Consider the following 18,450-nt stretch of genomic DNA (forward strand, 5'->3'; position numbering starts at 1 on the left):
CCTCAGCGGACGGTCTTGAGCGCCGGCCGGATAGGCGGCCGGCGGAACGACCGCGCCAGCAGCACCAGCAGCGCCAGCCCGAACCCCGTGAAGGCGATGAACGACCAGTTGGCGATCGACAGGCCAAGGAAGGTCCAGTCGATCTGCGAGCAGTCGCCGGCACCGCGGAAGATCATCGGCAGCGCGCGCTGCAGCGGAAAGGTCTCGATCATTCCGTAGATGTCGCGCCCGCACGAGACCACCTCCGGCGGATACCACTGCAGCCAGCTCTGGCTCGCCGCCGTGTAGGCGCCGCCCACGGCCACGACCAGGGCCGTCAGGATGGTGGCGATGCGCAAGGCCTTGCTGCCGCTGGCCGCGCCGAGCCCGGTGAACACGGCCACCAGCACCAGCGCATAGCGCTGCACGACGCACATCGGGCACGGCTCGAGGCCCACCACATGCTGCAGGTACATGCCGAAGGCCAGCATCGCGATGCAGGCCACGCAGATCAGCGCCAGGGCGCGCCTCGGCGCGCCGAAATACCAGTCGAACAACTTCAAGGTGAAACCCAATCCTCTACGAACACCCTGGCCTTGCGCGGCGTGGCGACCACCTTGTCGCCCTCGCCAAGACCAAGGTCCCGGAACTGTTGCGCAGGGAGTTGCGCCTCGATGATGGTTCCGGAGCCCGGATTATCTGGATTCGATTCGACCGGTTCCAGTTCCAGCCGCGCGATCGGTCCGACCACGATGGCGCGGGTCAGGGTCGCGACGATGCCGCTGGCGCCCGGCGCGTAGCGCGCCACGTCGAGGTCGTGCGGCCGCACATAGGCCAGCGCCTTGCCGTCGCGCAAGCCCTGCTGGTCGCGGGTGTCGAGACGGATGCCTTCGACCTGAACCTCGCCCTCGAGCGAACGGCCATGGAACAGGTTGACGTCGCCCAGGAAGCCGTAGACGAAGGGGCTCGCCGGGTGGTCCCAGACCTCCTGCGGCGAGCCGACCTGCTCGATGCGGCCGCTGTTCATCAGGACCACGCGGTCGGCCACTTCGAGCGCTTCTTCCTGGTCGTGGGTGACGAAGATGCTGGTCACGTGCAGTTCGTCGTGCAGCCGGCGCAGCCAGCGGCGCAGTTCCTTGCGCACCTTGGCGTCGAGCGCGCCGAAGGGCTCGTCGAGCAGCAGCACCTTGGGCTCGACCGCCAGCGCGCGCGCCAGGGCGATGCGCTGGCGCTGGCCGCCCGACAACTGGGCCGGATAGCGGTCGGCCAGCCAGTCGAGCTGCACCAGCTTGAGCAGGTCGTGCACCTTGGTCTTGATCTGCGCCTCGCTCGGGCGCAGGCCGCGCGGCTTGACCCGCAGGCCGAAGGCGACGTTCTCGAACACCGTCATGTGGCGGAACAGCGCGTAGTGCTGGAACACGAAGCCGACCTGGCGCTCGCGCACATGGACATCGGTGGTGTCCTCGCCCGCGAACAGGATGCTGCCGGTGCCGGCGGTTTCCAGGCCCGCGATGATGCGAAGCAAGGTGGTCTTGCCGCAGCCCGAAGGCCCCAGCAGCGCGACCAGTTCGCCCGAGGCCACGTCCAGGCTGACATCGCGCAGGGCGTGGAAGTCGCCGAATTGCTTGCTGACGTTTCTGATTTCGATACTCATGATTTCTCTCTTTCAGGCGGCCGGCGTCGGACGTTCCGGCGGCAGCTCGGCGATCGCCTTCATCTCGCGCTCGTGGCGCCATTCGATGACCGACTTGATCACCAGCGTGACCAGCGCCAGGATGGCCAGCAGCGAGGCCACCGCGAAGGCGGCCACCGACTGGTATTCGTTGTAGAGCACTTCGACGTGCAGCGGCATGGTGTTGGTCTGGCCGCGGATGTGGCCCGAGACCACCGACACCGCGCCGAACTCGCCCATCGCCCGGGCGTTGCACAGGATCACCCCGTACAGCAGGCCCCACTTGATGTTGGGCAAGGTGACGCGCCAGAAGGTCTGCCAGCCGGTCGCGCCGAGCACGATCGCCGCCTGCTCCTCGTCGGTGCCCTGAGCCTGCATCAGCGGGATCAACTCGCGGGCGATGAACGGAAAGGTCACGAACACGGTCGCCAGCACGATGCCGGGCACGGCGAAGATGATCTTGATGTCGTGTGCCTGCAGCCAGGGGCCGAACCAGCCCTGGGCGCCGAACACCAGCACGTAGATCAGGCCCGCCACCACCGGCGACACCGCGAACGGCAGGTCGACCAGCGTCGTCAGGACCGCTTTGCCGCGGAACTCGAACTTGGCGATGGCCCAGGCCGCGGCGACGCCGAAGACCAGGTTCAGCGGCACCGCGATGGCGGCCGTCAGCAGGGTCAGGCGGATCGCCGCCCAGGCATCGGGCTCCTTGAGCGCCTCGAGGTAGGCGCCGACGCCCTTGCGCAGCGCCTCGGCCGCGACCGCTGCCAGCGGCAGCACCAGGAACAGGAACATGAAGGCCAGCGCGATGCCGATCAAGGTGCGGCGAACCCAGGCCGACTCGGTGGTGCCGGCCTGCACGCGGCGGATGGTTTTCGAAGGTGCGCTCATGGCTCAAGCCTCCGACCGGCGCCGCTTCCAGCCCTGCAGGCCGTTGATGACCAGCAGCAGCAGGAACGAGATCACCAGCATCACCAGCGCCACCGCGGTGGCGCCCGCGTAGTCGTACTGCTCGAGCTTGCCGATGATGATCAGCGGCGTGATCTCCGAGATCATCGGCATGTTGCCGGCGATGAAGATCACCGAGCCGTATTCGCCGATCGCACGCGCGAAGGCCATCGCGAAGCCGGTCAGGAGCGCCGGCATGATCGACGGCAGGATCACCTTGGTGAAGGTCTGCAGCCGGGTCGCGCCGAGGCTGGTGGCGGCCTCTTCGAGTTCTTTCTCGGTGTCTTCGAGCACCGGCTGCACCGTGCGCACCACGAACGGCAGGCCGATGAAGATCAGCGCGATCACGACGCCGGCCGGCGTGAAGGCCAGCTTGATGCCGAGCGGTTCGAGGAACTGGCCGACCCAGCCATTGCCGGCCAGCAGTGCGGTCAGCGAGATGCCGGCCACCGCGGTGGGCAGCGCGAATGGCAGGTCGACCAGCGCGTCGACGATGCGCTTGCCCGGGAACTTGTAGCGCACCAGCACCCAGGCCACCAGCAGCCCGAACACCAGGTTGACCAGTGCCGCGATCAGCGAGGCGCCGAAGGTCAGCCGGTACGAAGCCATCACGCGCGGCGCGGTCACCGCCACCCAGAAATGCTCCCAGCTCATGGTGAAGGTCTTGAAGACCAGCGCCGAAAGCGGGATCAGCACGATCAGGCTCAGGTAGAGCACCGCATAGCCGAGCGTGAGGTGGAAGCCGGGCAGCACGCGGCGCGAAACGCCGTGGCCGCCGCCAGACGCAAGCGGCGCTGCCGCAGACGACAGCGCCGATGTAGCAGCACCGCTCATTTACTTGGCGCCAGGCGTGTACAGCTTGTCGAACTGCCCACCGTCGTTGAAGTGCACCTTCTGCGCTTCGGACAGGCTGCCGAACAGTTCCTGCACCGTGAACAGCTGCAGCGGCTTGAAGGTCGCGGCGTTCTTCTTGAGCACGGCCTCGGAACGCGGGCGCAGCGCATGCTTGGCGGCGATCTCCTGCGCTTCATCCGAATAGAGGTAGTCGAGGTAGGCCTTGGCCAGTTCGCCGGTGCCCTTCTTGTTGACCGTGCGCTCGACGATCGCGACCGGGTTCTCGGCCAGGATGCTGATCGACGGATACACCGCGTCGACCTTGCCCGAGCCGAACTCGCGGTCGATCGACACCACTTCGGATTCGAAGGTGATCAGCACGTCGCCGATGTTGCGCTGCAGGAAGGCGGTGGTGGCATCGCGTCCGCCGCGCGCCAGGATCGGCACGTTCTTGAACAGCTTGCCGACAAACTCGGCCGCCTGGGCGTCGGTGCCGCCCTTCTTTTTCACGTAGCCCCAGGCCGCCAGGTAGGCGTAGCGCCCGTTGCCGCCGGTCTTCGGGTTCACGACCACGACCTGGACGCCGGGCTTGATCAGGTCGTCCCAGTCCTTGATGCCCTTCGGGTTGCCGTTGCGGGTCAGGAACAGCATCGTCGAAGTGGTCGGCGAGGCGTTGTATGGGAAGCGCTTGGGCCAGTCCTTGGCGACCACGCCGGCATTGGCCAGGAAGTCGATGTCGGTCGAGGTGTTCATGGTCACCACGTCGGCGTCGAGGCCGTCGGCCACGGCCCGCGCCTGGGCGCTCGAGCCGCCATGCGACTGGTCGATCTTGACCTCTTTGCCGGTGGTCTTCTTGTAGTTGGCGACGAAGGCGGCGTTGTAGTCCTTGTAGAACTCGCGCGCCACGTCGTACGAGGCGTTGAGCAGGGTCTGGGCCGATGCGGCGCCGCTGGCGGCGAGCACCAGCGTGCCGATGAGGGTCTTGATTCTGGAAGTCATAGGGTTGCCAAGGGTTCTGGATTCTTGCGGCCGGCCATCAGCGTGGTCGGCTCGTCGGTCAGCGATTGGAGCAGCGCCAGGCCCAGGGGCCAGTCGCCGTGTCCGGATTCGATGTTGATGTGGCCGGCATTCTGCATCCGAACGAATTCGCTGCCCCATGCCCGGGCATAGGCGCCGGCCAGCCGCACCGGGCAGAAAGGGTCATTGCTGCTCGCCACCAGGATGCTGCGGTAAGGCAGCGGGGCAAAGGGCACGGGGGCGAAATCGCTCAACACGGCGCGGCGCTCGGGGTCGGCCGGCGCGACCAGCAGCGCGCCCTGGATGCGCGCCGCGGCCGCCTCCGACAGGTGGGTGGTCGCGATGCAGCCGAGGCTGTGGGCGGCGACGATCACCGGGCCCGGGCTGTCGAGCACCAGTTTCTCGAGCGTGGCCACCCAGGCGGCGCGGCTCGGCGTGACCCAGTCGTCCTGCACCACCCGCACCGCGCCCTGCATGCGCTCGGCCCACAGGCTCTGCCAATGGCCGGGGCCGGAATCGCGCCAGCCCGGCACGATGACGATCGTCGGTTTGCTCACGCGCCGCCTGCTTGCTCGTCGGCCGCGTCAGGCGCGGACACGGGTGAAGACGGCGGCGGTGTCGCCGAGGCGCAAGGTGGGCATGGTGGTTCTCGTTGTTCCGGGTGGGAGCGCCATTGTCCGAACCATCGCTTCAACGACAAACGAATATCTACTTGTTTGAATATGGCTTTTTGGACATAAGCGCCTCATTCCGCCAGATGGTGCGGCTCCGCCCCGTCGAGGTTTTCGGCCAGGAAATCGATCAGGCGGCGCACCGCCGGCACCAGCGCACGGCGTGCCGGGAACACGACGTGGCAAATCCCCGGCGCCGGCCCCCAGCCCGGCAGCACCTCGACCAGCCGGCCGGCGCTGATCTCGCGGTGGCACATGTAGTCGGGCATGACCGAGGCGCCAACCCCCTGCATCACGGCGAACTTGAGCGTCAGGAGGTCGTCGGCCACATAGCGCGGCGCGTGGGTGTGCACGATCACCTTGCCGCTCGGGCCTTCGAGCCGCCAGCTGGCCCGGCCCTCGCCGGTCGACATGGCGACGCTGTCGAGCCTGGAGAGATCGGCCGGCAGCGCCACCGGACCCTGGCGGCGCATCAGGTCGGGGCTGGCGACCAGGAGGCCGCGGCTGACGCCGAAATTCTTCGCCACCAGGGTGGCGCTGTCCTCGATCGCCGGACGTACCCGCAGGGCCAGGTCGACGCCCTCCTCGACCGGATCCACCGGCCGGTTCAGCACCCGCATCTCGACCCGGACCTGCGGATAGCGCTGCATGAATTCCGGCAGCAGCGGCCCGACGCTGCTGTGCGCCAGCGTCACCGGACAGCTCAGCCGCACCGTGCCGCTCGGCTCGGTCTGGATCTGGGCCACCGCCTCGGCCGCCGCTTGCGCGGCATCGCGCATCGCCGCGCAGTGCTTGAGGTAGATCTCGCCGGCCGGCGTCAGCGACAGGCGCCGGGTGCTGCGCTGCATCAGCTGGACGCCGAGCTGGGCCTCGAGGTCGGCCACCCGCCGCGACAGGCGGGACTTCGGCACGCCGAGTGCCCGGCTGGCGGCCGCGAAGCCCCCGCGTTCGGCGACCTCGGCAAAAAACACCATGTCGTTCAGGTCTTGCATCGGCTCATTGTCCTATTTGTGGGACGAACTAAGCCATTTTTGCAGACTTATCAATCAATCGCCGCAAAAATAGAATTCATCCCACGCCGACCGATTCCAGTGCCGGCGCTTTCAAAGAAAGCAATGATCATGAAACTCCTGCACGTCGATTCCAGCGTTCTCGGAACCAACTCCGTCTCCCGCCAGCTCACCGCCGAAATCGTCGCCGACTGGCGCAAGGCGCACCCGCACACCACGGTCGACTACCTCGACCTCGCGGTCGACACCCCCAACCATTTCAGCGCCGATGCGCTCGGCATCAAGGTCGGTGTCCAGGCCGAGCCGACCGACGCCCAGCGCCGCGAGAACGAAGTCTCCGAACGGCTGGTGACGCAGTTCCTGGCGGCCGACGTGATCGTCATCGGCGCCCCGCTCTACAACTTCACGGTGCCGACCCAGCTCAAGGCCTGGATCGACCGCCTGGCGCAGACCGGCCGCACCTTCAAGTACACCGACAAGGGCCCGGTCGGCCTGGCGACCGGCAAGACCGTGATCGTGGCCTCGACCCGCGGCGGCATGTACTCCACCAGCGAAGGCGGCCAGGCGATGGAGCACCAGGAGAGCTACCTGAAGGTGATCTTCGGCTTCTTCGGCATCACCGACGTGCGGTTCGTGCGCGCCGAAGGCATCGGGATGGGCGACGCGGCGAAGGCCGCCGCGCTGCAAGCCGCCCGCGCCGACATCGCCGTCGCGACCGGCAAGGCCGCCAACCAGGACCAGGCCACGCTGGCTGCCTGATCCCGCACCGGACGCATCGCGCGTCCGGTCCAACCAAAGGGACGACCCGCATCGAGCGGGCCGTCCCTTTGGCGTTGTGGCGCCTTACTTTCCGGTGTGGGTCTTGATCCAGGCCACGTACTTGTCGACCCAGCTCTGCAGGAACTGCTTGCTGCCTTCGGCGACATGGCCCTTGTCGTCGAACAGGCCTTCCTTGTTCTGGATGAAGACCTCGGGCTGGCCCATCGTCGGGACGTCGAGGTAGGCCAGGATGGGCCGCAGGTGCTGCTGCGCCGCGGCGGTGCCGACCGTGCCCACCGACACCCCCACCACCCCGGCCGGCTTGCCGGCCCAGGCGCTTTGGCCGTAGGGCCGGGAGGCGTTGTCGAGCGCATTCTTGAGCACGCCCGGAATCGAGCGGTTGTATTCGGGCGTCACGAACAGCAGGCCGTCCGCGGCCGCGATCTCGGTCTTCAGGCGCAACACCGATGGCGCCTGCTTGCCGTCGTCGTCCTGGTTGTACAGCGGCAGGTCGTCGATGCGCACATGCTCGAAGGTGAAATCCTCCGGCGCGAGATGCGCGATCGCGAGCGCCAGCTTGCGGTTCAGCGAATCCTTGCGCAGGCTGCCGATGACGACAGCGATCTTTTTCTGGCTCATGAAGACTCCTTGAGTACGGGTTGAAGAAGACAAAGACGAATCCTGCAGGCCGCACGATACGCCGGCTGCAAGAAAAACGCCTCAGACCGGCCGCCGCTGCGGCGCATTCTGCAGGCTGGCCTGCGTCACGCCGGCGCCTGGCGGCACGTCGTCGGTGATCCAGACGTTGCCGCCGATGGTCGCGCCCTTGCCCAGCGTCACGCGGCCCAGGATGGTCGCGCCGGCATAGATCACGACGTCGTCCTCGACCACCGGATGGCGCGGCAGGCCCTTTTGCAGGTTGCCCTCGGCATCGGTCGGAAAGCGCTTGGCGCCCAGCGTGACGGCCTGGTAGATGCGCACGCGCTTGCCGATCACCGCGGTCTCGCCGATCACCACGCCCGTGCCGTGGTCGATGAAGAAACCGGCGTCGATCTGCGCGCCCGGGTGGATGTCGATGCCGGTCTGGCCATGCGCCAGCTCGGCCGCGATGCGTGCCAGCAGCGGCAGGCCGAGGCGGTAGAGCTGGTGCGCGATCCGGTGGTGGATCATGGCCAGGATGCCCGGATAGCACAGCAGCACCTCGTCGACGCTGCGTGCCGCCGGGTCGCCCTGGAAGGCCGCCAGCACGTCGCCGTCGAGCAGGCGGCGGATGCCCGGCAGCGCGGCGGCGAACTCGCGCACCGCGGCGCCGGCCTGGGCGTCGATGTCCTCGGCCGCGCGCGGCTCGTGGCGCGCCGTGTAGCGCAGTTCGAGCCGGGCCTGGTTCAGCAGTGCGTTGAGTGCCGAGTCGAGCGTGTAGCCGACATAGAAATCCTCGCTCTCATGGCGCAGGTCGGGCGGGCCGAGGCGCATCGGGAACAGCGCGCCCTTGAGCGACTCGACGATCTCCGCCAGCGCCTCGCGCGACGGGAACTCGCGGCTGCCGGGCTCGCGCGAGCGCCGCTGCGAATCGCGCCATTCGTCGCGCGCATCATGCAGCGCGCTGACGATCGCGCTGACATCGAACAAAGACATGCGAACTCCTCCAGTCGTGGGGTCCCGACGATGCACCATCGCGCAAGACCCCACGGCGGGCGGGTTTCTTGGCTTCAGAAATGCCTTCTGACGCCGGGCGGCCCATCGACTTCGGCCAGGGTTGTGAGCGGAATCTCTTTCTCCCTGACGAACTTCCAATAGACGAACGACATCCCGGCGACCCACAGGACCCCGCCGTAGAGCGCTGGCCGCGAGGCCTCGTTGACGCCGAGCAGGACGATCGTGAGGACCAGGAAGCCGATGGCGGTCGCCGGCGCGACGGGCCACCAGGGCACCGGGAACTTGAGCCCCCTCACTTCCTCCTTCAGCATCTTCCTGCGCATGCACCAGTGCGACAACAGGATCATCAGCCAGACCCAGACCGTGGCGAAAGTCGCCATCGCGGCGACGATGAAGAACAGTCCTTCCGGATAGAGCTTGTGCAGCAGCACGCCGGCCAGCATGGCCGCGAGCATCACGATCACCGGGACCACGGGCACCCCGGTCCGTGAGACGACGCCGAGCGCGTCGGGCGCATGCTTGTGCTTGGCCAGGCCATACATCATCCGGGCGGCACCGAACAGGTCGCTGTTGATCGCCGACACCGCGGCGGTGATCACCACCACGTTCAGGACATGGGCCGCCGACGAGACGCCGATGCTGCCGAAGATCTGGACCAGCGGGCTGCTTGCCCCGGTGATCTCGTTCCATGGGTAGATCGACATCAGGACGAACATCGTGCCCACGTAGAAGATCAGGATGCGCGACGGCACGCTGTTGATCGCGCGCGGGATGTTCTTCTCGGGCTGCTGCGCCTCGGCGGCTGTCAGGCCGATGATCTCGATGCCGCCGAAGGCGAACATCACCACCGCGAAGGCCGAGACGAAACCCAGCAAGCCATTCGGGAACCAGCCGCCATGCGACCAGAGGTTCGAGATGCCGGTGGCCGCGTTGCGGACCGCAGTGCCGTCGGAAGCCGTCGAGGTGAAGCCGAAGAAGATGATCCAGGCCCCGCCGGCGATCATCGAGCAGATCGCGACCACCTTGATCAGCGACAGCCAGAATTCCATCTCGCCGAACATCTTCACGGCACAGAGGTTCAGGCCGGCAATGATCAGCGTGATCCCGAGCGACCACAGCCACGGTGGAACGTCTGGAAACCAGAGCCCCATGTAGATCGAGAACGCGATCACGTCGGCGATGCAGACCAGCACCATCTCGATGATGTAGGTCCAGCCGGTCAGGAAGCCCGCGAGCGGGCTCATGTAGTGGCTGGCATAGCCGCCGAAGGAACCGGGCAGCGGCTGGTGGAGCACCATCTCCCCCAGCGCCCGCATCACGATGAAGACCGCGGCCCCGGCCAGCAGGTAGGCGAGGATGACCGAAGGCCCCGCCAGTTGGATCGCCTTGGCGGAGCCGTAGAAAAGCCCGGTGCCGATGGCCGAACCCAACGCGATGAACAGGATGTGGCGGCGATTCAGCCCCTGCTTCAACTCTTTGTCTTGTGCAACTTTCATTTTTTGTTTCTCCCTTGGTTGACTCACGGTGCGGATCAGACAGTGGGCATAGGCTTCCTTTCGATTCAAGGTGGCAGAAACACGGCTGCGCCGATTCTCGATTAATAGATATACATGTCTATACAGGGTAAGCCCGAGAAGAGCCCGAATCGGGACTCTCTACCTGCACGAGGCTCAGAGCTTGGCGATCGACACCTCGGTCGACTTCACCAGCGCGACGACGTCGGAGCCGGGCTTGAGCTGCAGTTCGTCGACCGAGCGCGTGGTGATCACCGAGGTCACGATGCCCCACGCGGTCTCGACGTCGACTTCGGAGACGACATCGCCGCGGATGATCTCGCGGACCTTGCCCTTGAACTGGTTGCGCACATTGATGGCCTGGATGGACATGAAAAAACTCCTTTGGATGGGTGGGTGAAAAAACGGGGGGTCAGACGGCCCAGCGCAGCACGTGCGCGGGTCCGTCGGCCCAACGGGTGTCGTTGGCGGGTTCGGCTTCGTTGTCGGCGGGCTTCTGCAGTACGCGGTCGAGGATGCGTTTCTCGATCGCCGCGAACGCCGCATCGCCCTGCGAGCGCGGCCTGGCGAGCGTGATGTTCTCGTCGAGCGCGATGCGGCCGTCCTCGATCAGGATCACGCGGTCGGCCAGCGCCACCGCCTCCTGCACGTCGTGCGTGACCAGCAGCGCCGTGAAGCGATGGCGCAGCCACAGCCCTTCGATGAGCCGGTGCATCTCGATGCGGGTCAGCGCGTCGAGCGCCCCCAGCGGCTCGTCGAGCAGCAGCAGCCGCGGCCGGTGCACCAGCGCGCGGGCGAGCGCGACGCGCTGCCGCTGGCCGCCCGACAGCCGCGCCGGCCATTCGCCGCGCCGCTCGGCCAGGCCGACCTGCGCCAGCACCTCGTCGCCGCGCCGCCGGCTCTCGGGCGGCAGCCCGAGGGTGACGTTGTCGATGACGCGACGCCAGGGCAGCAGGCGCGCTTCCTGGAACATGATCCGCGTGTCGTCGTGCAGGCCGTCGATGGCCTTGCCGTCGACCTGCAGCGTGCCTTCGGTGGCCTCCTCCAGGCCGGCCACCAGGCGCAGCAAGGTGCTCTTGCCGCAGCCGCTGCGGCCCACGATGGCGATGAACTGGCCGGGCTCGATATGCAGCTGCGTGTTGCGCAGCACCTCGCGCTCGCCGTAGCGCTTGCGCAGGGAACGGATGTCGAGGCGCACGCCGCCGGCGTCCTCTGGGGTCTGTTGAAGCACTGCACTCATTTCGTCACTCCATAAGCCGGGTGCCAGCGCAGCCACCAGCGTTCAAGTCCGCGCGCGAACAGGTCGGCCAGCTTGCCGAGCAGCGCATACAGCAGGATCCCCACCAGCACGATGTCGGTCTGCAGGAACTCGCGCGCATTCATCGTGAGATAGCCGATGCCCGACTGCGCCGAGATCGTCTCGGCCACGATCAGGATCACCCACATCAGGCCCAGCGAGAAGCGCAGGCCGACCAGGATCGAGGACATCGCGCCCGGCAGGATCACTTCCTTGTAGAGCTGCCAACGGGTGAGGCCGTAGGTGCGGCCCATCTCGATCAGCTGCGGATCGACATTGCGGATGCCGTGGAAAGTGTTGAGGTAGATCGGGAAGAACACCGACACCGCGATCAGGAACAGCTTGGCCGATTCGTCGATGCCGAACCACAGGATCACCAGCGGGATCAGGGCCAGCGCCGGGATGTTGCGCACCATCTGGATGGTCGAGTCGAGCAGCGTCTCGAAGAAGCGCACCGAGCCCGTGAGCAGGCCCAGCGCGAGCCCGAGGCCGCCGCCGATCGCGAGGCCGGCCAGCGCCCGCGCGGCGCTGACCTTCACGTGGGTCCAGAGCTCGCCCGACGCGGTCAGCCGCCATGCGGCCTTGAGCACGTCGATCGGCGCCGGCAGCACGCGGGTCGACAGCCAGCCCAGCGACGAGGCGATCTGCCAGGCGACGATCAGCCCGACCGGCACCAGCCACGGCACCAGGCGGCGCAGCACGCCGGCCGCGAAGGTCCGGGCGCCATTAAGCGACGGCGCAGCCACCGGCAATACCTGCACTTGTTGGTTCATTCGATCTCCTCAGCTTTGCGCGGCGAGGCGCGATGGCGCATCGAGATTGGCGACGACCTCGCCGAAAGGCCCGCTCAGGACCTGGCCCGGCAGGCCCGGCCGCTGCTTGCGCGGCAGCAGCGGGAACACCAGCTCCGCAAAGCGGTAGGACTCCTCCAGATGCGGATAGCCCGAGAGGATGAAGTTGTCGATGCCCAGCGCCGCGTACTCTTCGATGCGCGCCGCCACGGTCTTCGGATCGCCGACCAGCGCAGTGCCCGCGCCGCCGCGCACCAGGCCGACGCCGGCCCAGAGGTTGGGACTGATCTCGAGATCGGCGCGGCTGCGTTTCGCACCGCCGGCATGCAACGCAGCCATCCGGCGCTGGCCTTCTGAGTCCATCCGCGCGAAGGCGGCCTGGGCCCGGATCACGGTCTCGTCGTCGACCCGGCTGATCAGCGATTCGGCGGCGCGCCAGGCTTCGTCCTCGGTCTCGCGCACGATGACGTGCAGGCGGATGCCGAACTTGACCGCCCTGCCCTTGCCCTGTGCGCGTTGGCGGACGTCGGCGATCTTCTTCGCGACCTCGGCGGGCGGCTCGCCCCACGTGAGGTAGGCATCGACCTGGTCGGCCGCGAGCTCGTGCGCCGGCGCCGACGAGCCGCCGAACCACACCGGCGGGTACGGCTTCTGGACCGGCGGGAACAGCAGCTTCGCGCCTTTCACGCTCAGGTGCTTGCCGTCGTAGTCGAAGCTCTGGCTGTCGTGGCTCCTGGCGATGATCTCGCGCCAGATGCGGATGAACTCGGCCGACTGTTCGTAGCGCTCGGCATGCCCAAGGGACACGCCATCGCCTTCGAGCTCGGCCTGGTCGCCGCCGGTCACGAGGTTCACCAGCAGCCGCCCGCCCGAGAGCCGGTCGAAGGTGGCCGCCATGCGCGCGGCCAGGCTGGGCTGGTGCAGCCCGGGCCGCACCGCGACCAGGAACTTGAGCCGCCGGGTCGCGCCGATCAGGCTGGAGGCGATGACCCACGGGTCCTCGCAAGAGCGCCCGGTGGGAATCAGCACGCCTTCGTAGCCGAGCGAATCGGCCGCGCCGGCAATCTGCTGCAGATATGCCAGGTCGACCGGGCGCGCGCCTTCGGCGGTGCCGAGGTAGCGGCTGTCGCCGTGGGTGGGGAGGAACCAGAAGACTTGCATGGGCACGGGCTCCTCAGACGGCGGCTTCGAGCAGGTTGATCTTCTTGGGAATCAGCCCGAGCGCAAGGAAGGTGTCGGCGATCTGCTGCTGCTCGCCGAGGATCGCCTTGGTGATCGGCCCGGTGCCGAACGGGGTGCGCGACACCGACAGCTCGACCACCGGTTGCGGCAGGCCCCAGAGGGCCGCGAGTTCGGCCGCGAAGGCGCCCCTGTTGGCCTGCGCCCACTGATCGACCTTGTCGAGCTCCTCGATCAGGATCTTGATCACGTCGGCGTTCTTGCCCGCGTAGTCGAGCGACGAAAAATAGAAGGCCCGGTTGCCGACCACGCCGGTGGCGTCCGCGAGCAGGCGCGCATCGAGCGTCTTCTGCGCCGCGGCCAGGAACGGGTCCCAGATCACCCAGGCGTCGATCGAACCCTTCTCGAAGGCGGCGCGCGCGTCGGCCGGCGGCAGGAAGACGACGCTGACGTCGCCGTAGGCCAGGCCGTGCTTCTCGAGCAGCTTGACCAGGAAGTAATGGACGTTGCTGCCCTTGTTGAGCGCCACCTTCCGGCCCTTGAGATCCTTCACCGACTGGATCGCCGACCCCTTCGGCACGATCACCGCCTCGGACTGCGGCCGCGGCTGCGTGGCCGCGACATAGGCCAGCGGCGCGCCGGCGGCCTGCGCGAAGATCGGCGGCGCTTCGCCGACATCGCCGAAGTCGATCGAGCCGACGTTGAGCGCCTCGAGCTGCACCGGGCCGGCCGTGAACTCGGTCCACTTGACGGCAACACCGAGCGGCGCGAGCCGCTTCTCCAGCGTGCCGCGGCCCTTGAGCAGGCTCAGGTTGCCCTTCTGGTTGCCGATGCGCAGCGTGCGCGCGGGGGCCTGGGCCCAGGCGGCGAGCGCGGGCAGCGTGACGGCGGCGGCGGCGCCCTGGATCAGTCGGCGGCGACTGGACGAATGCGAATGCGAATGCGAGGTCATTGAAGTGCTTTCGATGGGTAAGGTCGATGTCACGACGTGGCCGAAGTGGCGGCGAGGAAGCCCGTGATCAGCGCGATCGCGGCCACCACGGCGACGCTGATCGCGAGGTCGGCCAGCCGTGTGCGGATGCTGCGGCGGGGCTGGAAGAGGTCGGTCGGAACGGGTGGCATGGATTTCTTTCAGGCACGGGCGCTCCCTCGCCGCCGTGCGGCGATGAGCGCGAATCGAGAGGGTTGGAGTGAGGCGGCGCAGAGCGCGCCGTCAGACGCTACATCGCACCTGCGAGAACGCGACGGGCTCGAAGCCCCAGCGCGCCGGCGACTGCAGCTTGAGCCCTTCGCTGGCCAGCGTGTCGACGGCTTCGTCGAGCCGCTGCGCGAGCTCGGCCTGCAGCTGGTAGGCGCCTTCGGGCTGCAGCGTGACCTGGCCGTCGGTGGCATAGACGCCGGGCAGGATCTGCCGCGCCGCCAGCGACTGCAGCACCGGGCGCAGCGCATAGTCGAGCGCCAGCATGTGGTGCGGACTGCCGCCGGTGGCCAGGGGCAGCACCGTCTTGCCCTTCAGCGCCGACTGCGGCAGCAGGTCCAGGAAGACCTTCAGCACGCCGCTGTACGCCGCCTTGTAGACCGGCGTCGCGATCACCACCACGTCGGCCCGCCGCACCTGCTCGACCGCCTGCTGCACCGACGGGTGCGAGGCCTCGCCGAGCAGCAGCGCGTGGGCCGCCAGTTCGCGGATCGCCAGCCGTTCGACCGGCACGGCGCGCTCGGCCAGCCGCGCCGCGACCGCGTCGAGGAGCACCGCCGAACGCGATGGTGCGGAGGGACTGCCGGCAATGAGAAGCACCGTCATGGCGAAATCACTTGCTCAGGTAGATCTGGTCGAACGAGCCGCCGTCGGCGAAGTGCGCCTTGTCGGCCTTGGTCCAGCCGCCGAAGGCATCGTCGATCGTGAACAGCGTGAGCTTCGGGAACTGCGACGCGTACTTGGCCTTGGCCTTGTCGGAGGTCGGGCGGTAGTAGTTGCGGCCGGCGACGTCCTGGCCTTCGTCCGAGTACAGGTACTTCAGGTATTCCTCGGCCACGGCGCGCGTGCCCTTCTTGTCGACCACCTTGTCGACCACCGCGACGGTGGGCTCGGCCAAGATGCTGATCGACGGGACGACGATGTCGAACTTCTCCGGACCGAATTCCTTCAGCGCCAGGAAGGCCTCGTTCTCCCAGGCCAGCAGCACGTCGCCGACGCCGCGCTGCACGAAGGTGATGGTCGAGCCACGGGCGCCGGTGTCGAGCACCGGCACGTTCTTGTACAACTTGCCGACGAATTCCTTGGCCTTGTCGTCGCCGCCGTACTTGCGCTTGGCGAACTCCCACGCCGCCAGGTAGTTCCAGCGCGCGCCGCCCGAGGTCTTCGGATTCGGCGTGATCACCTGCACGCCGGGCTTGACCAGGTCATCCCAGTCCTTCAGGCCCTTCGGATTGCCCTTCTTGACGAGAAAGACAATGGTCGAGGTGTAGGGTGCCGAGTTGTGCGGCAGCCGCTTCTGCCAGTCGGGCTTGACCAGGCCGCCGTGGGTGACGAGCGCGTCGGTGTCGCCGGCCAGGGCCAGGGTGGCGACATCGGCATCGATGCCGTCGATGATCGAGCGGGCCTGCTTGCCCGAGCCGCCGTGCGACTGCTTGATCGTCACGTCCTGGCCGGTCTTGGCCTTCCAGTACTTGGCGAAGACCTGGTTGTAGTCCACGTACAGCTCGCGGGTCGGGTCGTACGAGACGTTGAGCAGGTTCACGCTTTGCGCGAACGACGGCATTGCGGTCAGGGCGAAGCTGGCGGCGGCGGCGGCGCCGAGGGAAAGCTTGATAAAGTCGCGGCGAAGGCTCATGGTCTTGTGCTCTTGATAGGCATAAAGCTGAAGCCACGTATTCTGATTACGGCATATGGAATAGAGAACGACTGAGTTCTCAGTTCTAAATAGCTAAAACAACTAAGACACCCCAGAGGAATCCAAATGGCTCGCATGGTTCAGTGCATCAAGCTCGGCAAAGAAGCCGAAGGACTCGATTTCCCGCCCTATCCCGGCGAACTGGGCAAGCGGCTGTGGGAGAACGTCAGCAAGGAAGCCTGGGCCGCCTGGCTCAAGCAGCAGACCATGCTGGTCAACGAGAACCGGCTCAACCTGGCCGACGCGCGGGCCCGCCAATACCTGGCGCGCCAGATGGAAAAGCACTTCTTCGGCGAAGGCGCCGACGTGGCGCAGGGCTACGTGCCGCCACCGGCCTGAGCCGAAGGCTCCCCTGCCGTGGCCGAGCCCGTCGACTGGCGCGCGGACGGCATTCCGCGCAGCGCGCGCTTCGACGACATCTACCACTCTGAAAGCGGCGCGCCCGCGCAGGCCAGGCATGTGTTCCTCGGTGGCTGCGGGCTGCCCGCCGCCTGGGCCGAAGCGCCGCAATGGCGGATTCTCGAAACCGGCTTCGGTTTCGGGCTCAATTTCCTGACAACCTGGCAGGCCTGGCGGCGCGACCCGCAGCGGCCTCGGCTGCTGCATTTCGTGTCGATCGAGGCCTTTCCCGTCTCGCGCGACGACCTGCTGCGTGCGGCCCAGGCCTATCCCGACCTGCTGCCGCAGGCGGTGCAACTCGCGTCGCAGTGGCACGGCCTGCTGCCGGGCTTTCACCGGCTCTGGTTCGACGCCGGCCAGGTGCTGCTCACGCTGTGCATCGGCGACGTTCAGCCGATGCTGCGCGCACAACGCTTCGAGGCCGACAGCCTCTTTCTCGACGGCTTCAGCCCGCAGCGCAACCCCGCCATGTGGTCTGCCGACACCCTCAAGGCGGTCTCGCGCTTCGCCCGCCGCGGCACGCGGGTCGCGACCTGGACCATCGCCCGGGCGGTCTGCGATGCGCTGGCCCAGTGCGGCTTCCAGCTGACCAGGGCACCCGGCATGCCACCCAAGCGCGACTGCCTGCAGGGCGTGTTCGAACCGACCTGGGAAGTGCGCCGGCGCGGCCCTGAGGCGGCGCCGCTCGCCGCCGGGCGCTGTGCCGTGGTCGGCGCCGGTCTGGCCGGCGCCGCGGTCGCGGCCAGCCTGGCGCGCCGCGGCTGGCAGGTCGAGGTGCTCGATGCCGCCCAGCGGCCGGCTTCGGGGGCTTCCAGCCTGCCGGCCGGGCTGCTGGCGCCGCATGTCTCTCCCGACGACGCCCTGCTCTCGCGCCTGACCCGCGCCGGGATCCGCGCCACCTGGCAGCAGCTCGAACAATGGCTGGCCGAGGGCTCGGACTGGCGCGCCAGCGGCGTGCTCGAGCGGCGCACCGACGGCGACGACCGCCTGCCGCCCGGCTGGTCGGCCGCGGGACCCAATGAAAGCTGGCGGGCTGATCCGGACCGGCTGCTGGCCGCGGGCCTGCCGGCCGCTTCGGCCGCCCTCTGGCATGCGCGCGCCGGCTGGGTGCGGCCGGCGCGCCTGGTCGACGCCTGGCTCGCGCGGCCCGGCATCACGCTGCGGATGGGCTGCCGCGTGGCGCGCATCGAAGCCGGCGGCACCGGCGCGCCGCGCTGGGTGCTGCGCGACGCCGACGGCCGATCGCTGGCCGAGGCCGACCGGGTGGTCGTCGCCGCCGGCTTCGAAAGCCGCGCGCTGGCGCCCGAATACCCGCTGCAGCCGGTGCGCGGCCAGGTCGAATCGGGCCGCATGACGGATGGCCTGGGCCTGCCCGAAGCGCCCGTGAACGGCGACGGCCACCTGATCGCCGACGTGCCCGGCCCGGAGGGCCCGGGCTGGTTCGTCGGCGCCACCTTCGACCGCGACAGCACCGATGCCGCGCCGCGCAGCGCCGACACAGCATTCAATCGCGAGCGGCTGGCACGGCTGCTGCCTGAAACCGCAGCACGGCTCGACGGGCAGTTCGCGACCGGCGCCACCCGGACCTGGACCGGGGTGCGCTGCGCCTCGGCGGACCGCCGGCCGCTGGTCGGCCCGCTCGGGCCCGGGACGGCCGACGGCGTCTGGCTCTGCACCGCGCTCGGCTCACGCGGCCTCAGCTTCGCCGCGCTGTGCGCCGAGCTGCTGGCCGCGCAGTGGCATGGCGAGCCCCTGCCGCTGCCGGCCAAGCTCGCGGCCGCCCTGGGCACCGAGCGCGCCTGGCGCGAGAGCGAGGCTTTCTAGCCAAGC

Annotated in this window: 21 protein-coding genes; 3 read left to right on the forward strand and 18 right to left on the reverse strand. The window is 68.1% G+C overall.

The genetic code is table 11. The features are described 5' to 3' along the window. Nucleotides 1-2: 2 nt before the first annotated feature. From QTI17_RS07365 to QTI17_RS07395, 7 genes are all read right to left on the reverse strand, one after another. Nucleotides 3-536 (reverse strand): disulfide bond formation protein B, encoded by a 534-nt coding sequence (locus QTI17_RS07365; protein WP_286532173.1) that lies wholly within the window; start codon nt 534-536, stop codon nt 3-5. Between the two features lie 2 nt (nt 537-538). Further along, nucleotides 539-1,633 carry a sulfate/molybdate ABC transporter ATP-binding protein gene (locus QTI17_RS07370; protein WP_286531962.1) on the reverse strand — a complete coding sequence of 365 codons (1,095 nt, stop codon included), beginning with the start codon at nt 1,631-1,633 and terminating at the stop codon, nt 539-541. Between the two features lie 12 nt (nt 1,634-1,645). Further along, nucleotides 1,646-2,542, reverse strand: a complete 897-nt coding sequence (gene cysW / locus QTI17_RS07375; RefSeq protein ID WP_286527693.1) for a sulfate ABC transporter permease subunit CysW — start codon at nt 2,540-2,542, stop codon at nt 1,646-1,648. Between the two features lie 3 nt (nt 2,543-2,545). Next, a complete protein-coding gene (gene cysT / locus QTI17_RS07380; RefSeq protein ID WP_286531963.1) occupies nt 2,546-3,433 on the reverse strand; it encodes a sulfate ABC transporter permease subunit CysT in 888 nt (295 codons plus the stop codon). Further along, nucleotides 3,434-4,432 carry a sulfate ABC transporter substrate-binding protein gene (locus QTI17_RS07385; protein WP_286531964.1) on the reverse strand — a complete coding sequence of 333 codons (999 nt, stop codon included), beginning with the start codon at nt 4,430-4,432 and terminating at the stop codon, nt 3,434-3,436. It abuts the gene before it with no gap. Continuing rightward, on the reverse strand, nt 4,429-5,007 hold the full coding sequence (locus QTI17_RS07390; RefSeq protein ID WP_286531965.1) for an RBBP9/YdeN family alpha/beta hydrolase: 579 nt from the start codon (nt 5,005-5,007) through the stop codon (nt 4,429-4,431). The genes QTI17_RS07385 and QTI17_RS07390 overlap by 4 nt, the downstream gene beginning before the upstream one ends. 188 nt (nt 5,008-5,195) lie before the next feature. Next, nucleotides 5,196-6,113: a LysR family transcriptional regulator gene (locus QTI17_RS07395; RefSeq protein WP_286531966.1), complete on the reverse strand. Its 918-nt coding sequence runs from the start codon at nt 6,111-6,113 to the stop codon at nt 5,196-5,198. A gap of 129 nt (nt 6,114-6,242) precedes the next feature. On the opposite strand from QTI17_RS07395, the gene QTI17_RS07400 reads away from it, so the two are divergent. After that, nucleotides 6,243-6,890: an FMN-dependent NADH-azoreductase gene (locus QTI17_RS07400; protein WP_286531967.1), complete on the forward strand. Its 648-nt coding sequence runs from the start codon at nt 6,243-6,245 to the stop codon at nt 6,888-6,890. An 84-nt stretch (nt 6,891-6,974) separates the two neighbouring features. Here the strand turns inward: QTI17_RS07400 and QTI17_RS07405 are convergent, their stop codons facing one another. The 11 genes from QTI17_RS07405 to QTI17_RS07455 form a co-directional block, all read right to left on the reverse strand. Then, nucleotides 6,975-7,529: an NADPH-dependent FMN reductase gene (locus QTI17_RS07405; RefSeq protein ID WP_286531968.1), complete on the reverse strand. Its 555-nt coding sequence runs from the start codon at nt 7,527-7,529 to the stop codon at nt 6,975-6,977. A gap of 81 nt (nt 7,530-7,610) precedes the next feature. Continuing rightward, nucleotides 7,611-8,525 (reverse strand): serine O-acetyltransferase EpsC, encoded by a 915-nt coding sequence (gene epsC, locus QTI17_RS07410; protein ID WP_286531969.1) that lies wholly within the window; start codon nt 8,523-8,525, stop codon nt 7,611-7,613. 74 nt (nt 8,526-8,599) lie between these two features. After that, the gene (locus QTI17_RS07415; protein ID WP_286531970.1) at nt 8,600-10,042 is read right to left on the reverse strand and encodes an amino acid permease; all 1,443 of its coding nucleotides are present in this window, start codon (nt 10,040-10,042) and stop codon (nt 8,600-8,602) included. Nucleotides 10,043-10,216: 174 nt separating this feature from the next. After that, nucleotides 10,217-10,432: a TOBE domain-containing protein gene (locus QTI17_RS07420; protein ID WP_028250350.1), complete on the reverse strand. Its 216-nt coding sequence runs from the start codon at nt 10,430-10,432 to the stop codon at nt 10,217-10,219. Nucleotides 10,433-10,472: 40 nt separating this feature from the next. After that, a complete protein-coding gene (locus tag QTI17_RS07425; RefSeq protein ID WP_286531971.1) occupies nt 10,473-11,300 on the reverse strand; it encodes an ATP-binding cassette domain-containing protein in 828 nt (275 codons plus the stop codon). Beyond that, complete coding sequence (ssuC, locus tag QTI17_RS07430; RefSeq protein WP_286531972.1) at nt 11,297-12,130, reverse strand: aliphatic sulfonate ABC transporter permease SsuC; 834 nt, start codon at nt 12,128-12,130, stop codon at nt 11,297-11,299. Before ssuC ends, QTI17_RS07425 begins: the two co-directional genes overlap by 4 nt. A 9-nt stretch (nt 12,131-12,139) precedes the next feature. Next, nucleotides 12,140-13,309 (reverse strand): FMNH2-dependent alkanesulfonate monooxygenase, encoded by a 1,170-nt coding sequence (gene ssuD / locus QTI17_RS07435; RefSeq protein WP_286531973.1) that lies wholly within the window; start codon nt 13,307-13,309, stop codon nt 12,140-12,142. A gap of 13 nt (nt 13,310-13,322) precedes the next feature. Continuing rightward, nucleotides 13,323-14,279, reverse strand: a complete 957-nt coding sequence (locus QTI17_RS07440) for a sulfonate ABC transporter substrate-binding protein (RefSeq protein WP_286531974.1) — start codon at nt 14,277-14,279, stop codon at nt 13,323-13,325. Nucleotides 14,280-14,308: 29 nt separating this feature from the next. Continuing rightward, complete coding sequence (locus QTI17_RS07445) at nt 14,309-14,449, reverse strand: hypothetical protein (RefSeq protein WP_286531975.1); 141 nt, start codon at nt 14,447-14,449, stop codon at nt 14,309-14,311. A 91-nt stretch (nt 14,450-14,540) separates the two neighbouring features. Beyond that, nucleotides 14,541-15,131, reverse strand: coding sequence for an NADPH-dependent FMN reductase (gene ssuE / locus QTI17_RS07450; RefSeq protein ID WP_286531976.1), 591 nt, complete (start codon nt 15,129-15,131; stop codon nt 14,541-14,543). A 7-nt stretch (nt 15,132-15,138) separates the two neighbouring features. Next, entirely contained in the window at nt 15,139-16,161 is a 1,023-nt protein-coding gene (locus tag QTI17_RS07455; RefSeq protein WP_286531977.1) for a sulfate ABC transporter substrate-binding protein, read from the reverse strand. 126 nt (nt 16,162-16,287) lie between these two features. Here QTI17_RS07455 and QTI17_RS07460 point away from each other — a divergent pair, with 126 nt between their 5' ends. After that, the gene (locus tag QTI17_RS07460; protein WP_286531978.1) at nt 16,288-16,560 is read left to right on the forward strand and encodes an oxidative damage protection protein; all 273 of its coding nucleotides are present in this window, start codon (nt 16,288-16,290) and stop codon (nt 16,558-16,560) included. An 18-nt stretch (nt 16,561-16,578) separates the two neighbouring features. Further along, nucleotides 16,579-18,444, forward strand: coding sequence for a bifunctional tRNA (5-methylaminomethyl-2-thiouridine)(34)-methyltransferase MnmC2/FAD-dependent 5-carboxymethylaminomethyl-2-thiouridine(34) oxidoreductase MnmC1 (mnmC, locus tag QTI17_RS07465; protein WP_286531979.1), 1,866 nt, complete (start codon nt 16,579-16,581; stop codon nt 18,442-18,444). The last annotated feature ends 6 nt before the right edge of the window (nt 18,445-18,450 follow it).

The sequence above is a fragment of the Variovorax sp. J31P179 genome, assembly GCF_030316985.1.
Classification (GTDB): domain Bacteria; phylum Pseudomonadota; class Gammaproteobacteria; order Burkholderiales; family Burkholderiaceae_C; genus Variovorax; species Variovorax ginsengisoli_B.